The sequence below is a fragment of the Paenibacillus sp. FSL W8-1187 genome (assembly GCF_037965485.1).
In the GTDB taxonomy this organism is placed as follows: domain Bacteria; phylum Bacillota; class Bacilli; order Paenibacillales; family Paenibacillaceae; genus Paenibacillus_O; species Paenibacillus_O pasadenensis.
Genome location: NZ_CP150181.1, coordinates 2958156 through 2977211 on the forward strand (window position 1 = coordinate 2958156; position 19056 = coordinate 2977211).

Sequence of the window (19056 nt, forward strand, 5' to 3'; positions counted from 1 at the left end):
CCGCATTCGCGAGGAATGCGGGCCGGGCCCTTGACGGAAGGAGCGCGTCAGATGATGAGGCTGCTGACCGCGAAGCCGGTTCCGATATAAACGGCGGCGAGCAGGATGCCGACCGCCACGTTGCCTTTCTGGAGCTCCTCCGACACCTTGAAGCTCGGCGTCGCCAGCTCGAAGACGAGATAGGCGAGCACGAGGCAGACGTAGCCGACCGCGAACCAGAGCATCAAGTACCAGATCGAATGGTTCGTGTAGGAAGCGACGCCGAGCAGGATCGCCGTGCCGAGGAACTTGCCGCCCATCGCGAGTCCGGCGGCGACGTTCCCCCGCTTCAGCTCCTCGAGGTCCTTGTAGGGCGTGATCCAGCTGAAGATGAGCATTCCGACGAGCTGAAGAACGATGATGACGACGATGCTGACGAGCAGATTGACGACTATGATGCGGCCCACCCCCTGAATTTGCTGTATGCGAGATCATACTCGCTGAAGTCGTGGATTTCTTCCAGAATGACGTCCGCCTGCTTGGCGGACTTCAGCGACGCGTAGCGGTCCTCGTCGATCGGCTGCTTGACGACCTGGCCGGAAGGCAGCTCGAGCACCGCGAACTGCCGGCTCTTGCCGTCCAGCTCGGTCTTGTACACGCCGACCAGATCGACCTTCGTCTTGAGCCGCAGCTTGAGCCGCTCCAGATCGGCGTCCGCTTCGGCCTTCGCGCGGTAGGACTTGATCGGCGTCCATGCCGACAGGCTGACGGACGCCTTGCCTTCGCTGTTCTCCTTGAGGTTGGCCGTCATGTACTGCAGCGTGAAGATCTTGTCTCCGGTCGCGTACTGGCTGTCGTTGGCCATCAGCTGATTATCCGGCAGGATCGTCATGTCTCCGCCGATCAGATCGCCGACCTCGGCTTCCGCCACCCGGTAGTCCCAAGGGACGACCGATGTGTCGGCGGCGGCGCTTTGGCCGGCTGCAGACGCCCCGGAGGAGCTGCCTCCGCTCGTGTCGAAGACGCTGCTCGAGCCGGTCGAGCAGCCCGCCAGCGCCAGCGCGAGCAGCGCCGCGCCGAGCGCGCCGGCGATGCGGCCGCGCGCGCGCCGGACGGCTCCCGCCCGGTTATGGGGAACGTTCATTTCGCTTTCACTCCTATCGGTACAAAATGGCTCGTATTGCCGGTGATCAGGCCGCCGGCGCGTCCAAGCAGGCCGCACGGCTCGCCTCCGAGCATGAACAGCCCCGTCAGCACGCGGTAGCTGGAGCCGCCAAGCTCAAGCTCCGGCAGATCGGCGCGGCGCTGGTACACAGTCGGGAAAAAGACGCTCGTATCGAAGCCGTCCTTGTCCTCGAGCTCCAGCCCGCCGCCTTCGCCGTACAGCTTGACCGAGCCGCCCTCGCGGCCGAACATCGACTTCGAGACGTAGCTGCCGTCGAACAGCGGCTTCGTGTACGTCGGCAGCAAATAGCTCTCGATCGCCTCGCGTTCCGGATCGGTGTACAGCATGCCGAGCTCATACAGTCCCCAGACGAGCGCCTGCAGTCCTTTGGATTGCAGCAGGATCGCATGAGGGGCATTGAACAGCGTCAGCCGGCCGGTCTCGATCGCATAAGCGAGCGCTTCTCCTCCGTCGTCGAGCGCCATCCACTCCTTCGGGTAAAGGGCGAACAGGCGCCGGATCGGCGCTCCGTCCCCGTCCAGCACGACGCCGTCGTCGACCGACAGGTCGAGCAGATCGAGCTTGCGCAGCTCGAGCCCGCTATGCCGGGCGAGCAGATCGACCGTGCCGGTATCCTCCGCATGGGAGCCGTAGGCGGCGCAGGCGACGGCGTCCGGGCGCTCCGCGCCCCAGGCCGCCGCCAGCCGCTCCGCCATCGCCTCGTTGGGCGAGCGCAGGCCGGCCTGCCGGCAGAGCCATGGAGTAGCGGCTGCCGCTTCGGCGTATCCGGTCGGCGTATCCGCGTTGAGCTCCAGCAGCTTGATGCCGCCGTCCAGGCTCACGGCGAAGTCGAAGCGCGCGTACCGGCTGATCTGTCCTGGCGGAGGCAGCTCCAGGCCGTCCAGCATGTTCCAGAGGATCGGCGGAATGCCGGTCAGCGCGTACAGCTCGCGGCGTCCGTGCATATAGCGGACCGTGCGGTCGAAAATCGCCCACAGCGACGAGGCCGCCCGTTCCAGCCGCTCGTAGACGTCCGCATCCATGGCGACGACTTCATCGAGCCAATATTCCTCCTCTTCGAGATCGGCCCAGCCGAAGCCGAGCTCCGCCAAGCGCGCCGTGGCTTCGGCTCGGTCGAGCCGCTCGCGGCGGACCGCTTCCAGCGCAGGCGCCGTCATCCGGAAAATCCGCTTGACTTGCTTGAGCTGGAGGAATACCCGCTTGAGTTGCCGCCGATGCTCCCTTTCGACGAGGAGGTCGAGCGGCGCGTAATCGTGCCGCTGCCCGACGAAGTCTTCGGGCGGACGGACGAGCCGACCGTCGGCTTGTTCTGGAATCGCGTGCTGTCATACGTCGGCCGCTTGTACAGCTGGCCGGTCGAAGGATGATACGCCGGACGCGAAGCGCCCCAGCCGCTCGAGGAGTAGCCGCCTCCGCGGTTGAAGATCAGATGGTACAGCAGCATGTCGTCCCAGCCGAAGCCGCCTCCGGTATGGATGACCGTCGTGCCGCCTCCGCCGCCGGACGAGCCGCCTGCGCCGCTGCCTGCCTCGCCCGAAGCGTCTTCTTCCTCCGGCTGCAGCTCCGGCAGGTTCCAATCCTGCGCGGGATCGTAATAGGCCTTCACTTCGTCGCTCGACCACTCGACGAGCTTCGGCGAGCCGCCGCCCGCAGCCGGACTGGCCGTCGGAGCCGCGGCCGAGACGGCCGTGCCCGCGCTTCCGGCGAGCAGGACGAGGCCGAGCGTCGTCGCCATCACCTTCGGCTGCCTCGGCGCGGACGAGGGGTCGTTGCGTTTTGTAGATTCGCTCATGGATGTCTCCTTTCTCCGGCTCTAGCGGGAGCCGCTCGGGATCGAGATCAGCAGCAGCTCCATCACGCCTTCATCGACGTTGAGCCTGCCTTCGACCGTCTCGAACTCTTCTCCGCCGACGGTCAAATAGTTGATATGATGCAGCGCGGCGAGCATTTCGGCCGACCAGCTGCGCTCGTCGATCTTGCGAAGACTGCCGCCGGGCAGCTTCTGGTACAGCACGACCTTCATCGACCCTTCCAATTTCCCATCACCTTTTCCATTTCATATGCATTCCAGCCAAGCCACCACGTATATACGCAGGTTAAAGCAAAAAGGTTTACTTTTAAAGAAAAAAATTGCCGCAAGCAAAAAAGGCTCTGCCCGTCGGACGGGCAGAGCCGTGAGCGCCAGGGAGGTCCCGGCGCGTCCGTCTCAGCGGCGCCGGACCCGCGCGGACTTGCGCAGCGCCGGCAGCGCGCCGGGCGGCTGCTTGCGGATGTAGCGGACATAAGCGGAGATCGCCGGATCGGCCCGCAGCGCCGCGACGCTCGTGAGGCCGAGCTGCACGAGGTCGCGATTCGTATACAGGGCGTGGATCTGGCGATGGCAGGCCGGGCAGAGCCGCGCCTTGTCCAGCAGCGCTCCGCCCTGCTCGCGCGGCGTCAGATGATGCTCGGTCAATGCCGGCACGACGCGGCCGCACAGCTCGCAGCGCAGCTCGGAGCGGCGCTGCTCCATCAGTCCTTGCTGCCCTTGGGCGTGCCGTACAGTCCGACCGCCTCGTCATACGCGTCGAAGATCTTGCGCGCGACCGGAGCGGCTCCGTAGCCGCCGTAGCCGCCCTCGGGGATGACGATGGCGATCGCCAGCTTCGGCTTGTCGGCCGGCGCGAAGGCGATGAACACGGAGTTCTCGACTTGCTTGCCACGCGCGACCTGCTGCTGCGACGTGCCCGTCTTCCGCAGGAACGAGTAGGAGACGCCCTCGAAGCCCTGGACGGAAACCTTGCTCATGCCGGAGTAGATCGTGTTCCAGTAGGCGTCCGGGAAGCTGACCTTGTTCAACACCTCCGGCTGCACCTTCTCGATGACCTCGCCCTTCGGATCGAGGATTTCGCTGACGAACAGCGGCTTCATCCGCTTGCCCTTGTTGGCCAGCATCGAGGCGTACTGCGCGAGCTGCAGCGTCGTGTACTTGCCCATCTGGCCGAACGAGGCGCGGACGAGCGCGGACTGGTTGCTCGCCGTCTCCGCCTCGTGGAAGTAGTCCTCGACGCCGGGCTGCTCGTACGGCAGGCCGCTGCCGGTCAGCACGCCGAGACCGAACTGCTTCATATAGTCGTCCCATACCTCGACCGCCTTGCGGCCTCCGTACTTGTTGAGCAGCCGCTCGCCGACCATGGCGGACATGAAGGCGTTGGAAGATTTAGCGATGGCTTCACTAGCGTTGATGTATCCATTCGGCTTGCTGCTGGCGTTGTTGATCGTCACTTCATTCCCTTTGCTGCCGAAAACATAACGACCGACATCATGGTAGCTCTCGCGTGCCGTGAACAGCTTCTCGTTGAGCCCGATCAGGATCGACAGCGGCTTTTGCGTGGAGCCGAGATACACGAGCGACGGCGTATGTTTCGCCTGCTCCTTGGGATCCTGGTAGTTCGGGAAAACGGTGCGGATCGTGCCGTTCGTAATGAAGTTCTTGATCGGCTCATACTTGTCCGGCGGAGCCGATCCGCCTTTCCAGATGTTCGTATCGTAGTCGGGCATGCTCGCCATCGCCACGACCTTGCCGGTGTCGACCTCCATCGCCACGGCGAAGCCCATGCGCGCGTTGTTGCCGGCGTTGAGCGGCTTGCTCGTCGCATGCTTCAGCACGTCGAGCTGGTCGGTGATCGCCTGCTGCGCCGTCAGCTGCACCTTGCGGTTGATGCTGAGGACGAGGTCGTTGCCGCGCTGCGGCGGCTGCACGACGGGAGCTCCCGTCACCTTGTTCGTGCGGTCGACGGGATACGTCTTGAGCCCGTTGATGCCGCGCAGCTGCTCCTGGTACATGTACTCGAGGCCGTCGAAGCCGACCGTCTCCTCCTGCAGGTACTTGTTGGCGGGATCGTTCTTCTCCTTGATCTCCTTGTACTTCGTCAGGTCGCCGGCCGACTTGTATTTCTTGAGGTAGCCGACCAGCTGGGCGGCGACGCGGTCCTCGCTGTAGTTGCGGACGCTCTCCTCGACGATGTCGACGCCGACGAACTGCTCCTTGTTCTCCGTGATGTAGGCGATCTCGCGGTTGGACAGGTCGGAGCGGATGCGCCGCGGCACGGAGATCGTGTTCGTACGGAAGTCCAGGTCCATGTTCTTCTGGATCTCCTCCGGCGTCATCTGCGCGTCGGGGTCGTCGTTGTACTTCTTGAACACCTCGGACAGCTTGACGCTCATGTCGATCGCGATCTGCTTGTTCCTCTCCGCCTGCAGCGTGTAGGTGAGCGTCTGCGTCGACGTCGAGTAGGCGATCGGCTTCTTGTCGGAGTCGAGGATGTTGCCGCGGAACGGCGGAATCGAGACGTCGCGCGTGCCTTGATCCTCGCGCAGCAGCTTCAGCTCCGGCCCGTCGATGAACTGCAGCACCGCCAGCCGCACGATGAGGATGCCGAACATGACGAACGCCGCGAAAAAGAACAGGTTGAGGCGGAACATGAACTGCCGCCGCACCACATAATCCTTCTCCTCGTCGCGGCCGATGATTTCCGGCGGCTTGCCGTTGCCCTTCGGATGCGTGCCCGGCTTTTTCACGCGCCGCCACCTCCGTCCGCAAGCAGCCGCACCTCAGGCCGCGCCTCCACACGCACGTTGCCGGCGAGTGCGCGCGTGATCATGCACGACAGCTCCGCCTTGAGGGCGATGCGGCGGGCGCGATCCGCCGCCGCCTCGTCCGCTCCCGCCTCCAGCTCGATGAGCGGCCGATGCTCGATCGAGCGGTACGTCGGCTGGCCGGCGTCATCGGTATCGACGAAGGCCGTCGAGCGCAGCGACAGCCGCGCCGCTGCGATGCCGGACCGCTCGAGCATCGCCGCCAGCGAGATGACGTAGCAGGACGCCGCCGCGCCGAGCAGCAGCTCGTCGGGATTCGTGCCGACGCCGGGCCCGTCCATGCCGGCCGGGATGGAGACCGCCGTCTGCAGCGCGCCGCTCGCGATCGTGCCCGACCCGTCTCGGCCGCCCGCCCATGCCGCCTCCAGCTCAAACTTGTGTTCCATTTCCGTGCTCCTTTTATTGGATATGCCTTCCTGCTGCTGTAGACGAGCGAAGGCCGGAAAAAGTTCGCTCCAGCCAGCCGGACGTTCAGCGGATCAGCTTGTTCATCGTCACCATCAGCTCGTCGATGACCGCGCTGTCGCCCTCCTGCAGCCGCTCCGCGACGCAGGACTTCATGTGATGCTCCAGCAGCAGCTTGCCGACGCCGTTCAGCGCCGATTGGATCGAGCTGAGCTGATTGAGCACGTCGTCGCAGTACGTATCCTTCTCGATCATGCCCTTGATGCCGCGCACTTGTCCCTCGATGCGGTTCAGCCGGCTGACGAGGCTGGTTTTCGTCTTTTCGGAATGATGGCTCTTGCGATGGTCCGGGCAGCCGCAGCCGGCTCCATGCTCCGGCTGGTCCGGATGCTCCGGATGCCGCTCTGGCGCCTGCTCGGGCGCCTGCTCCTGCGTGCTCTTCGGTCGGGTGTCCACTCCAGCGCCCTCCTTGTCGAAACGGATTATGGTCTGCCTTCTATTGTAGCATACCGCCAGGCCGAAGGCATGCCGCCGCAAGCAGCAAAAACCGCTCCGGCCTGCGGCGGCGGAGCGGCGGTAGCGGCCTAGGCGAGTCCCGGACGGGACCCGCGATCGGTCAGAGGCCGTATTCGTTTTTCGGCTTCGGCTGGCGCTTGATCTTGTTCACGACGGCGGGCAGATGCCGGATGCTGCGCAGCATCGGTCCTTTGCACATCGGGCAGAGCTGGGATTCGGCGGCGAACTCGTCGCGCACCCACGCCTTGCAGTCGGCGTTGCGGCATTTCCAGATCTTCGTCGGGATAAGCTCGGGCTTCGTTTCTTCGGTTGTACTCAAGGGGAAGCAGTCCTTTCTGATGTCGGTTCAGTCCTGTCCGCGAAAAAGACAGCCTGACTACTATATCACCCTCGATTCAGCCAAGTAAAGACTTGACAGGCTCGCCTTGCTGCACTCGGTACCAATAGGGGTACGCCTCGCGGAAGCCGAGTCCGGCGTACAGCCTTTCGGCGGCTTTGTTGCCGCTGACGACCTGCAGGTACGCCTGCTCGGCGCCTTGCTCCCGGCCCCAATGCAGCAGATGGCGGAGCAGCCTCCGGCCGTAGCCTCTGCCCCGGCACTCCGGCGCCGTCATAATGTCGTAGAAGCCGAGCAGCCGGCCGTCGAGGACGGCCAGTCCGAGCGATACGGGACGTCCCTCGGCATGCAGTAGCGCGAACTGGCAAGGCAGCGTCGACGCCTCGAACATCATTTCCGTCAGCCGCAGCGCCTCCTCCCCGCAGCCTCCCCACTCCTGCATGAGCCGCAGCCAGGCGGCCGTCGGATGGCCGGAGACGAGCGCGTCCGCGCCGGCCGACTCCGGCTCCAGCTCGCCGATGTCCGCCGTCATGACGATCGACGGATCGGCGATGCGGTAGCCGCGCCGCGCCAGCTCCGCGTCGAGCTCCGCTGGCTCGGCGAACGGCGTGATCTTGAATATCGCCGGCTGGCCGGTCTGCCGGTAGATGGCCTCGCAGCGGCGGATCTTCGCGTCCAGCAGCTCCTGGCCGCCTGCGAGATGGGCAAGCGGCTGGACGGAGTTCGAACGCTTCGTATAGCCTCGGTTCGATTTGACGAGCCAGCCTCCGCAGCTGCTCGTCTGCAGCGCCGGCCAGCTGTTCAGCGCCGCTTCCTCGATTTCGTAATATGCTCTCACTTCGTTTTCCTCCCGGTCGCCTTGGCTTCAATAAGCATGAATATACTATTTAATTTATTTTTATTCAATACAAGGCCAAAAAGAACCCTCCGCCCGAAGGCGGAAGGCTCTTGACCGTTCGATGGGCAGGCTGCGGGTCAAAGGGACGGCGCGGCTTGCAGCACTTCCAGCTCCACGTCGATGTTGCCGCGCGTCGCCTTGGAGTAAGGGCAGAACCGATGCGCCTGCTCCGCCAGCTCGCGGACTCGGGCGGGATCGGCATTCGGCACGTAGATCTGCAGCTTGGCGCCGAGCTTGAAGCTCGGCTCGTCCTTGAAGATCGACACCTGAGCCGTCACGATCGCTTCCTTGGCGTCGATGCCTCCCTGGCGGGCAGCGAGCTGCAGCGCGCCCTCGAAGCAAGCCGCATAACCGGCGGCGAACAGCTGCTCCGGATTCGTCGCCTCTCCGCCGGGACCGCCGAGACCTTTCGGAATCGCGAGCGGCAGCTCCAGCACGCCGTCGGTCGAGCTCACCTTGCCTCCGCGGCCGCCTTTTGCGCGTACTTCCGTCGTGTACAATGCTTCCATTTGGATCTCCTCGCTTTCGGGTTGCTGTCGTCTGTCTCTCTTACCCGAATGCGGGCAAGTCCAACCGCGACCGTCCGGAGGAATCCCGCCGCTACAGCCGGCTCATCCCGCTGTGGACGCCGATCAGCTGCAGCATGCGCGGCGGTATCGGCAGGATGAACTGCATCGCTCCCATCTGGAAGCGGCCGCTGCGGTTATGCATGACGGCCGCGCTGACATGGATGCGGTACGCCGACGCGCCCGCTCCGCTGACCGCGTATTCGGCGGTGCCGCCGCGGCTGTGTCCCGCTTTCATCTCCTTGGTCTGGCGAAGCTCGAACGGCATGAGGCTGACCATATCGTCCAGCTTGAGATAATAATTGACATGCGGCTTGTGGTAGACAAGCTCGCGGGTCGACACGGTAAGCCCGAAATCCGGCTTTTTGACGGACAAGAGCAGATGGCCCTCGAGGTCGCGCACCGGCAAGAAATCGGCATTCATGAAAGCCAGGCCTCCTTTCGGTTCCATCCAGCATAGCACAGAAGCGTTCGGCCGCTCCATCCCGCCCTGCGAAATGCAAAAGCCCCGCTGTCCGGAGCCGGCACGGCGGCTTCGAGACAACGGGGCTTCGGATAAACGAGTCAGTGAGGCGCCGAGCCGCCAAGCGAGGCGCGGACCTCCGCCTCGATCGAGCTTGCGCGCTCCTTGAGCTTGCGCAGCTGACGGAGCTGGGCGTCCGCCTGCACCTGGATTTGATTTTCGGTCATGCTCAGCTCCTGCACGAGCTCCTGCATCGTATTGACGAGGCCGCGCACCTTTTCGGAGCTGCTGTCCGCTCCGGCCCGCTGCAGCGCCATCCGGCCCTCGATCATTTCCTGCTCGCGGCGCTGCCGCTGCTGCTCCTGGAACTGCTCGTACGTCAAGCTCAAGCTCGTATCGCCTTGCGGCTGCTGTTCGTTCGGGTTCATGGGGTTCCAGCCTCCTGCCCTTGGTCTTTCCTGCCCTGCCGGACAGGCTTGCCGTTAGCCATTCCCCATTCCGCCGCCCTCTATCCCTGCCGCAGCGCGGGCAGCAGCTGCGTCTCGAACAGACGGCGCGAGCGGATCGCCTCGTTGCGGCCTTCCAGGCTCTTGCGGACGACCGCGACGGCCTCGAGCTGCGGCACGACAAACAGGTATTGCCCGCCATAGCCGAACGCGAAGAAATAATCCGGTCCCGGCTGCTTGTCCTGCGGCGACACCCACCAGTGATACCCGTAGCAGCCGTACACCTGCGGCTCGTAATGAAGCAAGGCTTTGTGGCGCGGCTTCGCCGATGCCTCCACCCATTCCGCCGGCACGACCTGCGTCCTCTCCCAGCGGCCGCCCTGCACGTACAGCCTGCCGAGCTTCGCAAGGTCCCGCATCGAGATCGACAGCCCGGCGCCGCCTTCCTGCCCGCCGGCGAGGCGGCTCCAGCGGACCGGACCGATGCCGAGCGGTCCGAACAGATGCTTCCTCGCGAACTTGGCCGCGCTCATGCCGCTCGCCCGCTCCAGCGCGATCGCGAGCAGCTGCGAGCCGCCCGTATTGTAGGCGAAGACGGCTCCCGGCTCATGCGCGAGCGGCCGGCCGAGCACGAAGGCGGCGGGAGCGTCCGAGCGCTTCAGCTCCCGATAGGGCTTGTCGAAATCCGGCCAGTCGAGGCCGCTCGTCATCGTGAGCAGCTGCGCGATCGTAATGCCGCGCTTGCGCGGATCGTCCCGGAGCGCCTCGGCCAGACGCGGATCCGACTCGTCCAAATAAGCGCAGATCGGATCGTCTGCGCCGCCGATCAGCCCTTGTCCGATCGCGATGCCGATCAGCGCGGACAGCACGCTCTTCGTGCACGACAGCACGGCGGACGGACGATCCTCGCCCGTCGCGCTCCAGTGCAGCCGCTCGCGCCCGGCCTGCTCCACATGCACGCCCTGGATGCTCCATTTCTCCAGCATCCCCAGCGCGTCTTTCCCGAGCCGCAGCTCCTCCTTCGTCCCTGCCGTCGTCTGCATGCCGCATTCCCTCCCGAAGTTGGCGGATCGTCCGGATAGCATGCCGCTCCGCTGGCGGCCTTATCCTTGTTCCACCTTACCCCGAAACGAAGCGCTTGTCCCGCGGAAAAATCGGCGCGGCCCTGGCCGGACGCGCCGGCAAGCGAAGGAGCGGCGCCGAGCGCAGCGTCCTGGCGTCAAGCTCCCGCAGCGGCCGCCAGCGCCGCCTCGGAGCGCAGCCGCTGCAGCAGCAGCGCGCTCAGCTCCGAGGGGTCCTGCCAGCGGAGCGGCGCCGCGCCGGCCCATGCCGGAGGCGCAGCGGCCCCTTGGCGGGACGTCCAGAGCAGCGGGATGCCCGCACCAAGCGCGTAGCCGCCGGCGAGGCTGGCCGATGCCGCGTCGCCGGACAGCTCGGCGAGGACAAGATCGGCCCGCGCCAGCAGCTCGAGCGGCCGCTCGGCCTCGGCATCGCCTTCGCGGCCGAGCATCCGCGGCGTATAGCCGCATTGCTGCAGCAGCGGCAGCACATGGCCCGTCCATTCGGCGTCGGCCTCGGGATCGCCGCTGCCGGCGACGACGCAGATTTTCTGCATGCCGCCGTCGGCCGCCAGCCCGGCCTGCTCCCAGCCTTTGGCCGTCAGCGAGAAGACCGAGCCGGTCCGCTCGAGCAGCTCTTCGTCCCGCAGCTTCTCGATGACGTAGACCATCTCCTGCAAGTTTTGCGAATACGTAAGGTTGTAGCTGCGCGCGAGCCGGTGCACGATGACGGGCTCGCCCGGCCCGGCGCACTGGCGGCGCAGATAGGCAAGCAGCTTGGCGCTCTTGGCCTCCACCGTCAGCGGCACATGAGGCGAGGCCGGCAGCGCCTCCACTTCCTCGGCCGTGACGACGATGTCCCGGCCGAGGCCGGTCATCTCGCGGATGTAAGCGGAAGCCAGCGGAAACAGCTCGCGCTGGCGCGGATAGGAAAGCGCTCCGAGCGCCTCGTAGTGCTCCGCCGCGATGCCGTAGTCCGCCGCCGGCGCGCAGTCGCAGCCGATGAAGCGCTCCAGCGTCCCGGCGCCGGCCTTCACGGGCACGGGCGAGTCGCAGAAGAGGCAGCGTTTGGTGATCATGATGTCATTCCTCCTGTCCAGTCGTCGTCCCAGTGTAGCGGAAAAGAGCCGGGAGCAGCGTTAAGCTTCTCTCATCCGGCTCTAAGGATTCTCATCGAATAACCGCCGTCCCGCGCGGCGAAGGCGATTCGACCCGATGCAAAAAGGAGACAGAACCGGAGCTTCCGGTTCTGCCTCCCTCGCCGTTCAGCGCAGCTTCTCCATTTCGTTCGCCGCCTCGGCCTCGGCCTGCGGATCGACCGTCCGGGAGGCGTTGCCGTAATCCTCGACCGCCTGCCACGCTCCCGCGTCGTCGAACCGGCCGGCATGGGACTGCCGGCCTTCGCCGGCGCCCTTCGGAGGCAGCGTCATGACCTGCTCCTCGACCGGCCGCTCCGGCGCCGGAGCGCGATCCGGCACGTTCTGCACCGTATGCCGAGTCGACGGAATCGCTTCGAGCCGCTCGAACGGGATCGGCTCTCCGGACTCGGCGTCGAGGCCGTACGTGCCGTCCTCCATCTGGCTGAGCGCGCGGTTCACCTGAGCGAGCTTCTTGCCCAGCTTCTCGTCCAGCGCCATGTCGCGCTCGCGCTCGAACGTCGTCGTCGCCGCATCCGCGGGATGATTGTCGTAGCTCGACAGCTCCCCGTCGGCTTCCTGCATCGTCGCCGGCCCGCCGTCCTCCGTATGGGCCGCGTTCAGCTCAAAATGCGCTTCCAGCTCGGCCTTCTCCTCCAAGAGAGCGGCTTTCAGCTGTTCGATCTGCGATGGCTTCAAATGGTTCATATCGGCTTCCTCCTCTGCGTTCGTGCGGGATTGAATACCTATACCCTCGGAAGCGAGCCGATGAAGCAGCCTGGCCGCCGGATCGAAGCCGAGAGCGGGCTGGGCAGCCACGAAAAAAAAACCCGTCCTGGCCGCGAGGCGGCAAAGACGGGGCGGATCGCATCAAGGCTTCGCCGGCACGCTGGCTTCCTCCCAGCTTCCGCTCGGATCGATCAGCAGCGCGTTCAGCTGATGCCCGTAGGCGCAGCCGCCGTCGATGCCGATCTTGTCGCCGGCGTTCCAGACGCCGGAGCCGTCCTGCAGCTTGCGCGTCTGCGTGTGGCCGAACACGACCGTCTTGCCGGCGGCCACCGGATGGCGCAGGAACGGCTCGCGGATCGTGTAGAACATCGGCGCGGGCTGCTTTTTCCACCGCTTGCCCCAGACGGGATCGAGGCCCGCGTGCGCGTAGATGAACCGCTCGTCCTCGGCGAACAGCTCCATGCCCTGCAGCAGCCGCACATGCTCGGGATGGCGCCGCCGGATGAGGCGCAGCGCTTCCTCCAGCTCGCCCTGCGGCCAGCTCCGATCCTCCGGCCAGCCCCCGTAGCTCGACAGAGCCGCCTTGCCTCCATGCTCGAGGAAGCTCCGCGCCAGTCCCGGGTGGCCGGTCTTCATCAGCTCCAGAAACCGATGGTCGTGGTTGCCCTTGAGCAGCACGACGCTCGCCCCGCCCTCGGCCTTCAGCCGGATCAGGGCGTCCAGCGCCCCCTTGCTGTCGGGTCCGCGCCCGACATAATCGCCGAGGAGCAGCAGCCGATCGGCCGCAGGGGCGTAGCCGACCTTGTCGAGCAGCCGGCGAAGCGCATCCGGACAGCCGTGGATATCGCTGATCGCGATCGTCCTTTTCATGCCCATCGCCCTCTCTCCTTTTTCGCTCTCGATCTCTCGATAGAGCCGTTTCCATTGCGAACGCCTGCGATCATTGCTAGAATACGAGTCGATGCCAGTCCACCAGCTTCTTACACCAGCGTCTTATCAGAAAGGAAGGATCGATCTTGCTGCAAGCCATCGTAGTGAACACGCCGGATCAGCTGGCCCAGTGCCTCGCCATCCGCAAGGAAGTATTCGTCGTCGAGCAAGGCGTCTCTCCCGAAGAAGAGTGGGACCTCTACGACGCCTCGCCGGACAGCTGCCTGCATCTGCTGCTCCTCGACGAGCAAGGAGCCGCGGTCGGCACCGGAAGGGTCAAGCCGTTCGACGACGGCATGGCCAAGCTGCAGCGCATCGCCGTGCTCGCCGGCCGGCGCGGCCGCGGCACGGGAGCCGCGCTCGTGCGGGCGATGGAGGATGCCGCTCGCGAGCGAGGTTATGCCGGAGCGGTGCTCGACGCGCAGTGCCAGGCGGAGGGCTTTTACGCCAAGCTCGGCTACGAGCCGGTCTCGCCGGACATTTTCCTCGATGCGGGCATTCCCCATGTGCGCATGTCTCGCCGCTGGAGCTGATCAGCCCTCGGCGGCATAGGTGGAGCGGGCGGCCTCGATGAGCGCTTCATACAGCTCGTCGTCCTCCTCCAGCTCCTCCTCCACTTGCTCGATCTCTTCCTCGGGACCGGCCTCGTTCAGGAAGAACAGGCCGTACGCCCAGTCCTTGCCCTTCTTGCTCTGCAGAGCGATCTCATACGGCTTTTTGTGGCCCGGCACCTCGAACTGCACCTTGCCGACGAATCCGTCTTCGTCCGTGCGGGTCATTTCCGCGTAAATCAGCTTCCATTCCATGCCTATTTTCCTCCCAAGCTCGAATAGACCTATCATACTCGATTCCGGGCAAAGGAAAAAGCTTCGCCAATGGCGAAGCCCGCTTAGGGGGGCCTTTTCGCCAACGGCGAAGCCCGCTCAAGGGGGCCTTTTCGCCAACGGCGAAGCGTTATCCGCTGCCTGGACGAGCAGGCAGCGACTGAATCGCGTCAGCGCGATCCCGGCAAGGGCGCGATCCGGCTGGCCAGCCAAGGATAGAGGCGCGCTCCCGTGCTGGAAGCCGCGAGCACGTATTCGACGCTGGAGCTGCGGCTCGTCAGCCGGACCCAGTCCCCCCAGGTCGGCAGCGGCTGATCCCGCAGCGGCGGCAGCGGCGACACGTACAGCTCCGAGTAGCGGAAGCGGAACGTCAGCGAGCGATTGAGCCCGTAGAACTGGAACACCGCCACGCTCGAGAACGTCGGGCGCAGCGCCTCGAACTCAAGCTCCTTTTCGCTCAACGTCAGCTGGCCGAACGCCTCGAACGGAATCGGCACCTTGCGCAGCAGCAGCCGCATGCGCGGAAACAGCGGATCGCGCTGCCGCTCGGACAGCGTGCATTCGCGGATGTAACGGTCGAGCATGCCCGGTCCGGCGACCCAGACGGCGTTGAATCGGATCATCGCGCTCCCTCCATCCCGCGCCGGCGCAGCCGCAGCTAAAGAAGAGGCGCGCAAGATGATCCATCCTATCGGGCCGACACCGGAATTATTCCTGCGGAGCCGCCGTTTCCGAGGAAGGAAATCCGCGGCGGACAGGGAACAAGCTTTGTTAGGAGGCCAGCCAAAAAAATCCTGACCGCAGAGCGGGCAGGATTGAAACGGGATCGCTTCCCGTAGTATAGTAATTAAGTCACGCAAAAACATCCACATAAAAATGGACATTAGATTTCTATCTTATATTACATCGAAACCACCCTCCCTGTCAAGCTTGCTTTTCAGAACGGAGGCGTGCCGATTCCAAGGAAAGGATGTGTCTCTCGATGGATGCAGAGCAATGGAACAAGGAACAGGCTCGGGTCGACGACGTCCGCAGCCAGCTGAAGGCGCGGATCGCAAGGGACGAGCCGCTCGTCTCGGAGCTGAAGTCGCAAGTCGTCGGCATCCGCTCGGAGTTCTGGGACGATGTCACCGTCAACCTCGCCGAGAGCGACGACCGGATCGAGACGGCGGTCAGCATGAAGCAGCAAGCGGAGGTGCTGTCCGAGCGGGAGCGCAGCCATCGCGCGCTGCGCAGCGGGCTGCAAAAGATGCGCCGTCTGCTCCCCGCGCCGTATTTCGGCCGCATCGACCTCGTCGAGGACGGGACGGACGGAACGCCGGAGCCGGTCTACGTCGGCGTCGCTTCCTTCCTTGCGGATGACGGAGAGACGTTCCTCGTCTATGACTGGAGGACGCCGATCGCGAGCCTCTACTACGATTACGGACCCGGCGCGGTCCGTTACGAGACGCCGGGCGGAGAGATCACCGGGGAGATGACGCTCAAGCGCCAGTTCTCCATCCGCGAGGGCCGCATCCGCTCGATGTTCGACACGGGCATGACGATCGGCGACGAGCTGCTGCAGGACGTGCTGAGCCGCACGTCCAGCTCGCAGATGCAGGCGATCGTCGGCACGATCCAGCAGGATCAGAACGCGATCATCCGCAACGACCGCGAGCGGCTTCTGATCGTGCAGGGAGCGGCAGGCAGCGGCAAGACGTCGGCGGCGCTGCAGCGCGTCGCCTACCTGCTCTACAAGCATCGCTCCCGCATCTCCGCCGAGCAGATGGTGCTCTTTTCCCCCAACCCGATGTTCAGCAGCTACATCTCGTCCGTCCTGCCGGAGCTCGGCGAGGAGAACATCAAGCAGACGACGTTCCAGGACTACCTCGAGCTGCGCCTCGGCAAGCGCTGGCGGCTGGAGGACGCCGCCGAGCAGCTCGAAGCGGTGCTGGCCGGGCCGGAGGCGGACGAGGAGATCCGGCTGCGCGCCGCGGCCATCCGCAGCAAGAGCTCCGTGCGCTTCCTGGAGCGGATCGAAGCGTTCGCGAGCGGCCTGCTCCGCTCCGGCATGCGCTTCAAGGGCTTCCGCCTGCGCGGACGGGTCGTCATCGCCCGCGGCCAGCTGGAGGAGCGCTTCTATGGCATGGACGCCTCGATCCGCCTGCCCAACCGGATCGAGCTGCTCAAGGAATGGCTGCTCGAGGAGCTGGAGCGGCTGGAGACGGAGGAGCGCGACGCCGACTGGGTGCGGGAAGAGATCGAGTATCTCGACAACGAGCAGTATCGAAAGATCCACAAGTCGCTGAGCCGCCAGCGGCGGGCCGGAGCGGACGAGGACGAGAGCGTGCTCGAGGAGCGGCTGCTGCGGGCCGAGGTCGCTCGCCGGACGTTCCGTCCGCTGCGCCGCCTCGCGGAAAGCCTCGCCTGGGTCGATGCCGCCGGCCTGTATAAGGATCTGTTCCGCGGCGAGCATGCCGCAGACGCGGAGGAGGAGCGCTGGAGCGAGATCGGCTCCCGCACGCTCTCGGCGCTGGAGGAAGGCCGCCTGCTGCACGAGGACGCCGCCCCGCTCCTGTATTTGACGGAGCTGGTGCAGGGCTTCCGCATGAACACGGCGATCCGCTACGTCATCGTCGACGAGGCGCAGGATTTTTCGGCGTTCCAGTTCCACTTCCTCAAGCGGCTGTTCCCGATGGCGAAAATTACGGCGCTCGGCGACTTCAACCAGGCGATCTTCGCCCACTCCACGGAGCTGGCGGCAAGCGCGTGGCTGCAGCGGCTGTACGGCCCCGAGCAGACGAAGACGATCGTGCTGCGCCGCAGCTACCGCTCGACCCGGCCGATCGTCGAGTTCACCCGCTCGCTGCTGCCGGACGGCAGCGGCATCGAGCCGTTCGACCGGCCGGGCGAGCTGCCCGTGCTCGTCCGCGCCGGCGGCCCCGAGGAGCGCGACCGGCTGCTCGCCGCCGATCTGCTGGAGCTGGAGGCGTCCGCGGCGACGGCGGCGGTCATCTGCCGGACCGAAGCGGAATCGCGGACCGCTTGGGAGCGCTTGCGGCGGATGCCCGGCCTCGAGAAGCTGAAGCTCGTGACGAAGGATACGGTCAAGTTCGAGACCGGCCTGCTCGTCATCCCCGCCTATCTCGCCAAAGGCGTCGAGTTCGACGCCGTGCTGCTCTACGACGCCAGCGCGGACGCCTATGGCGAGGAGCGCCTGCGCAAGCTGTTCTACACCGCCTGCACGCGCGCCATGCATGTGCTGCGCATGTATGCTCCGGGCGAGCCGTCGCCGTTTTTCGCCGACGCCGCTCCCGGCTCTTATCGCGAGGCGAATCCCGCCCGTTCCTAAGCGAACGTCACGTCCCGGTCCGGCATAGGATGCTGTAGCCTATCCGTGAAAGGACCGATCCTATGGACGTCACCGCCGGTTCCATCCACTGGCTTTACCTCGCTTTTGTCGGCGCCATCATCGTCCTGCTCAGCCTCCGCCGCGATACGACGATCGCCTGCCTGCTCGGCATCGGCGCGATCGGCTGGCTCGCCTCCGGCTCGGCGAGCGGCGCCGTCGGCGGCCTGTTCAACAGCTTGATCTACGCGATCAAGGAGCTGTCGGGCACGATCCTCATCATCTCGATCATCGTGGCGATGAGCCGGCTGCTCGTCGCCACCGGCATCAACGAGATCATGGTCTCCCCGTTCGCGCGCCTGCTGCGGTCGCCGGCGATGGCGTACTGGGGCATCGGTTTGATCATGATGACGGTCAGCTTCTTTTTCTGGCCGTCTCCGGCCGTCGCCCTGATCGGCGCCGTGCTGCTGCCGGTGGCGATCCGCGTCGGCCTGCCGGCGCTCGGCGCGGCGATGGCGATGAACCTGTTCGGCCACGGCATCGCCCTCTCCGGCGATTATGTGATCCAGGGCGCCCCCAAGCTGACCGCCGACGCGGCCGGCATCGGCGTCGCCCAAGTGATGGCGGCGAGCGTGCCGCTCGTCATCGTCATGGGCCTCACGACGACGGTCGCCGCCTTTTGGTTCATGCGGCGCGACATGAAGACCGGCGCCTGGCGCGACGGCCTCGTGCAGCCGTCGTCCGGCACGCTGTTCGGAGCGGCGGAGGACGGCGCGAGCGGCCGCTCCGGCGGCGACGGCGACAGGGCGATGCCGCTCCCGCTCGGCGCGAAGCGCGCGGCCGCGGTCGCGATCCCGCTGCTGTTCGCGCTCGACGTCTATCTCCTGTTCCGGCTCAACCTGCAAGGCGGAGACGCCACCGCGCTCATCGGCGGGACTGCCGCCCTCATCGTCGCCGTCCTGTCGCTGCTCGCCCACCGCGGACGCGGCCTCGAGAAGTCCACGACCTATCTGGTGGACGGCTTCACGTTCGGCTTCAAAGTGTTCGGCCCCGTCATCCCGATCGCCGCCTTCTTCTACCTCGGCGACTCGGCGCTGCCGGCCTTGTTCGGCGAGTCCGCCCTTCCGGCCGGCTCCCACGGCATCGTCAACGATCTGGGAGCGCTGCTGGCCCATTCGGTGCCCGTCAGCAGCGCCTTCGCGGCGGGCACGCTCACTGCGGTCGGAGCCATCACCGGACTCGACGGCTCCGGGTTCTCCGGCATCTCGCTCGCCGGCTCGGTCGCCAGCCTGTTCGGCACGGCGCTCGGCCACGGCACCGACGTGCTGACGGCGCTCGGCCAGATCGCGGCCATCTGGGTCGGCGGAGGCACGCTCATCCCGTGGGCGCTCATTCCGGCGGCGGCGATCTGCGGCGTCAGCCCGTTCGAGCTGGCCCGGCGCAACCTGAAGCCGGTCGCGATCGGACTCGTCGTGACGACGGTCGTAGCCGTATTTCTGCTTTGAGCCGATGCAAAAGCCCCATACGAAAGCCAAAAAGACGAAGCGGCCGCCCGGCTGCTTCGTCTTTTTGGCGAGCGGAATCGGTTCACCGCTAAAGTTTCTCCGGCGGCCAAAC

The 19056-nt window shown here is 65.6% G+C and carries 23 protein-coding genes; 3 read left to right on the forward strand and 20 right to left on the reverse strand.

What is annotated here, in order from left to right; all coding sequences use genetic code 11:
* Positions 1–47 precede the first annotated feature (47 nt).
* The 18 genes from NYE40_RS12795 to NYE40_RS12880 form a co-directional block, all read right to left on the reverse strand.
* Entirely contained in the window at positions 48–437 is a 390-nt protein-coding gene (locus tag NYE40_RS12795) for a DUF350 domain-containing protein (protein ID WP_153784738.1), read from the reverse strand.
* Positions 431–1123 (reverse strand): hypothetical protein, encoded by a 693-nt coding sequence (locus tag NYE40_RS12800; protein ID WP_028597305.1) that lies wholly within the window; start codon positions 1121–1123, stop codon positions 431–433. Before NYE40_RS12800 ends, NYE40_RS12795 begins: the two co-directional genes overlap by 7 nt.
* On the reverse strand, positions 1120–2322 hold the full coding sequence (locus tag NYE40_RS12805; RefSeq protein WP_101809173.1) for a glutathionylspermidine synthase family protein: 1203 nt from the start codon (positions 2320–2322) through the stop codon (positions 1120–1122). The genes NYE40_RS12800 and NYE40_RS12805 overlap by 4 nt, the downstream gene beginning before the upstream one ends.
* A complete protein-coding gene (locus tag NYE40_RS12810; RefSeq protein ID WP_101809174.1) occupies positions 2319–2957 on the reverse strand; it encodes a hypothetical protein in 639 nt (212 codons plus the stop codon). The genes NYE40_RS12805 and NYE40_RS12810 overlap by 4 nt, the downstream gene beginning before the upstream one ends.
* 21 nt (positions 2958–2978) lie before the next feature.
* Positions 2979–3200: a hypothetical protein gene (locus tag NYE40_RS12815; protein WP_028597308.1), complete on the reverse strand. Its 222-nt coding sequence runs from the start codon at positions 3198–3200 to the stop codon at positions 2979–2981.
* 171 nt (positions 3201–3371) lie between these two features.
* On the reverse strand, positions 3372–3677 hold the full coding sequence (locus tag NYE40_RS12820; protein WP_101809175.1) for an HNH endonuclease: 306 nt from the start codon (positions 3675–3677) through the stop codon (positions 3372–3374).
* A complete protein-coding gene (locus tag NYE40_RS12825; RefSeq protein ID WP_228551519.1) occupies positions 3677–5725 on the reverse strand; it encodes a penicillin-binding transpeptidase domain-containing protein in 2049 nt (682 codons plus the stop codon). Before NYE40_RS12825 ends, NYE40_RS12820 begins: the two co-directional genes overlap by 1 nt.
* Positions 5722–6189, reverse strand: coding sequence for an SACOL1771 family peroxiredoxin (locus NYE40_RS12830; protein WP_153783697.1), 468 nt, complete (start codon positions 6187–6189; stop codon positions 5722–5724). Before NYE40_RS12830 ends, NYE40_RS12825 begins: the two co-directional genes overlap by 4 nt.
* 85 nt (positions 6190–6274) lie before the next feature.
* Entirely contained in the window at positions 6275–6664 is a 390-nt protein-coding gene (locus NYE40_RS12835) for a metal-sensitive transcriptional regulator (protein ID WP_101809176.1), read from the reverse strand.
* 160 nt (positions 6665–6824) lie between these two features.
* Entirely contained in the window at positions 6825–7043 is a 219-nt protein-coding gene (locus NYE40_RS12840; RefSeq protein ID WP_028597311.1) for a cold-inducible protein YdjO-related protein, read from the reverse strand.
* A 76-nt stretch (positions 7044–7119) separates the two neighbouring features.
* Positions 7120–7899, reverse strand: a complete 780-nt coding sequence (locus NYE40_RS12845) for a GNAT family N-acetyltransferase (protein WP_101809178.1) — start codon at positions 7897–7899, stop codon at positions 7120–7122.
* Between the two features lie 137 nt (positions 7900–8036).
* Positions 8037–8468: an organic hydroperoxide resistance protein gene (locus tag NYE40_RS12850; RefSeq protein ID WP_028597313.1), complete on the reverse strand. Its 432-nt coding sequence runs from the start codon at positions 8466–8468 to the stop codon at positions 8037–8039.
* Positions 8469–8559: 91 nt separating this feature from the next.
* Positions 8560–8949 carry a hypothetical protein gene (locus NYE40_RS12855; protein ID WP_028597314.1) on the reverse strand — a complete coding sequence of 130 codons (390 nt, stop codon included), beginning with the start codon at positions 8947–8949 and terminating at the stop codon, positions 8560–8562.
* Positions 8950–9089: 140 nt separating this feature from the next.
* Positions 9090–9416, reverse strand: coding sequence for a hypothetical protein (locus tag NYE40_RS12860; protein WP_028597315.1), 327 nt, complete (start codon positions 9414–9416; stop codon positions 9090–9092).
* A gap of 80 nt (positions 9417–9496) precedes the next feature.
* Positions 9497–10477, reverse strand: a complete 981-nt coding sequence (locus NYE40_RS12865) for a serine hydrolase (protein WP_052332910.1) — start codon at positions 10475–10477, stop codon at positions 9497–9499.
* A 176-nt stretch (positions 10478–10653) separates the two neighbouring features.
* The gene (locus tag NYE40_RS12870; RefSeq protein ID WP_043110841.1) at positions 10654–11571 is read right to left on the reverse strand and encodes a hypothetical protein; all 918 of its coding nucleotides are present in this window, start codon (positions 11569–11571) and stop codon (positions 10654–10656) included.
* 186 nt (positions 11572–11757) lie between these two features.
* On the reverse strand, positions 11758–12336 hold the full coding sequence (locus NYE40_RS12875) for a conjugal transfer protein TraR (RefSeq protein WP_052332911.1): 579 nt from the start codon (positions 12334–12336) through the stop codon (positions 11758–11760).
* Positions 12337–12498: 162 nt separating this feature from the next.
* The gene (locus NYE40_RS12880) at positions 12499–13233 is read right to left on the reverse strand and encodes a metallophosphoesterase family protein (protein ID WP_052332912.1); all 735 of its coding nucleotides are present in this window, start codon (positions 13231–13233) and stop codon (positions 12499–12501) included.
* 140 nt (positions 13234–13373) lie between these two features.
* On the opposite strand from NYE40_RS12880, the gene NYE40_RS12885 reads away from it, so the two are divergent.
* Complete coding sequence (locus NYE40_RS12885; protein WP_339278533.1) at positions 13374–13820, forward strand: GNAT family N-acetyltransferase; 447 nt, start codon at positions 13374–13376, stop codon at positions 13818–13820.
* Here the strand turns inward: NYE40_RS12885 and NYE40_RS12890 are convergent, their stop codons facing one another.
* Positions 13821–14093 (reverse strand): hypothetical protein, encoded by a 273-nt coding sequence (locus NYE40_RS12890; RefSeq protein ID WP_101809185.1) that lies wholly within the window; start codon positions 14091–14093, stop codon positions 13821–13823.
* Between the two features lie 188 nt (positions 14094–14281).
* The gene (locus tag NYE40_RS12895; RefSeq protein ID WP_028597319.1) at positions 14282–14734 is read right to left on the reverse strand and encodes a hypothetical protein; all 453 of its coding nucleotides are present in this window, start codon (positions 14732–14734) and stop codon (positions 14282–14284) included.
* Positions 14735–15093: 359 nt separating this feature from the next.
* Between NYE40_RS12895 and helD the strand changes: the two genes are divergently transcribed.
* Both helD and NYE40_RS12905 read left to right on the forward strand, forming a co-directional pair.
* Entirely contained in the window at positions 15094–17442 is a 2349-nt protein-coding gene (helD, locus tag NYE40_RS12900) for an RNA polymerase recycling motor HelD (RefSeq protein ID WP_339278534.1), read from the forward strand.
* Positions 17443–17504: 62 nt separating this feature from the next.
* On the forward strand, positions 17505–18944 hold the full coding sequence (locus NYE40_RS12905; protein WP_339278535.1) for a hypothetical protein: 1440 nt from the start codon (positions 17505–17507) through the stop codon (positions 18942–18944).
* Positions 18945–19056 lie beyond the last annotated feature (112 nt).

Coding starts and splice junctions, on each gene's coding strand:
- NYE40_RS12865 (WP_052332910.1), bottom strand. CDS start 10,477: ATGCAGACGACGGCAGGGACGAAGGAGGAGCTGCGGCTCGGGAAAGAC.
- NYE40_RS12855 (WP_028597314.1), bottom strand. CDS start 8,949: ATGAATGCCGATTTCTTGCCGGTGCGCGACCTCGAGGGCCATCTGCTC.
- helD (WP_339278534.1), top strand. CDS start 15,094: ATGGATGCAGAGCAATGGAACAAGGAACAGGCTCGGGTCGACGACGTC.
- NYE40_RS12875 (WP_052332911.1), bottom strand. CDS start 12,336: ATGAACCATTTGAAGCCATCGCAGATCGAACAGCTGAAAGCCGCTCTC.
- NYE40_RS12830 (WP_153783697.1), bottom strand. CDS start 6,189: ATGGAACACAAGTTTGAGCTGGAGGCGGCATGGGCGGGCGGCCGAGAC.
- NYE40_RS12880 (WP_052332912.1), bottom strand. CDS start 13,233: ATGGGCATGAAAAGGACGATCGCGATCAGCGATATCCACGGCTGTCCG.
- NYE40_RS12905 (WP_339278535.1), top strand. CDS start 17,505: ATGGACGTCACCGCCGGTTCCATCCACTGGCTTTACCTCGCTTTTGTC.
- NYE40_RS12810 (WP_101809174.1), bottom strand. CDS start 2,957: ATGAGCGAATCTACAAAACGCAACGACCCCTCGTCCGCGCCGAGGCAG.
- NYE40_RS12820 (WP_101809175.1), bottom strand. CDS start 3,677: ATGGAGCAGCGCCGCTCCGAGCTGCGCTGCGAGCTGTGCGGCCGCGTC.
- NYE40_RS12890 (WP_101809185.1), bottom strand. CDS start 14,093: ATGGAATGGAAGCTGATTTACGCGGAAATGACCCGCACGGACGAAGAC.
- NYE40_RS12860 (WP_028597315.1), bottom strand. CDS start 9,416: ATGAACCCGAACGAACAGCAGCCGCAAGGCGATACGAGCTTGAGCTTG.
- NYE40_RS12800 (WP_028597305.1), bottom strand. CDS start 1,123: ATGAACGTTCCCCATAACCGGGCGGGAGCCGTCCGGCGCGCGCGCGGC.
- NYE40_RS12805 (WP_101809173.1), bottom strand. CDS start 2,322: ATGACGGCGCCTGCGCTGGAAGCGGTCCGCCGCGAGCGGCTCGACCGA.
- NYE40_RS12870 (WP_043110841.1), bottom strand. CDS start 11,571: ATGATCACCAAACGCTGCCTCTTCTGCGACTCGCCCGTGCCCGTGAAG.
- NYE40_RS12895 (WP_028597319.1), bottom strand. CDS start 14,734: ATGATCCGATTCAACGCCGTCTGGGTCGCCGGACCGGGCATGCTCGAC.
- NYE40_RS12850 (WP_028597313.1), bottom strand. CDS start 8,468: ATGGAAGCATTGTACACGACGGAAGTACGCGCAAAAGGCGGCCGCGGA.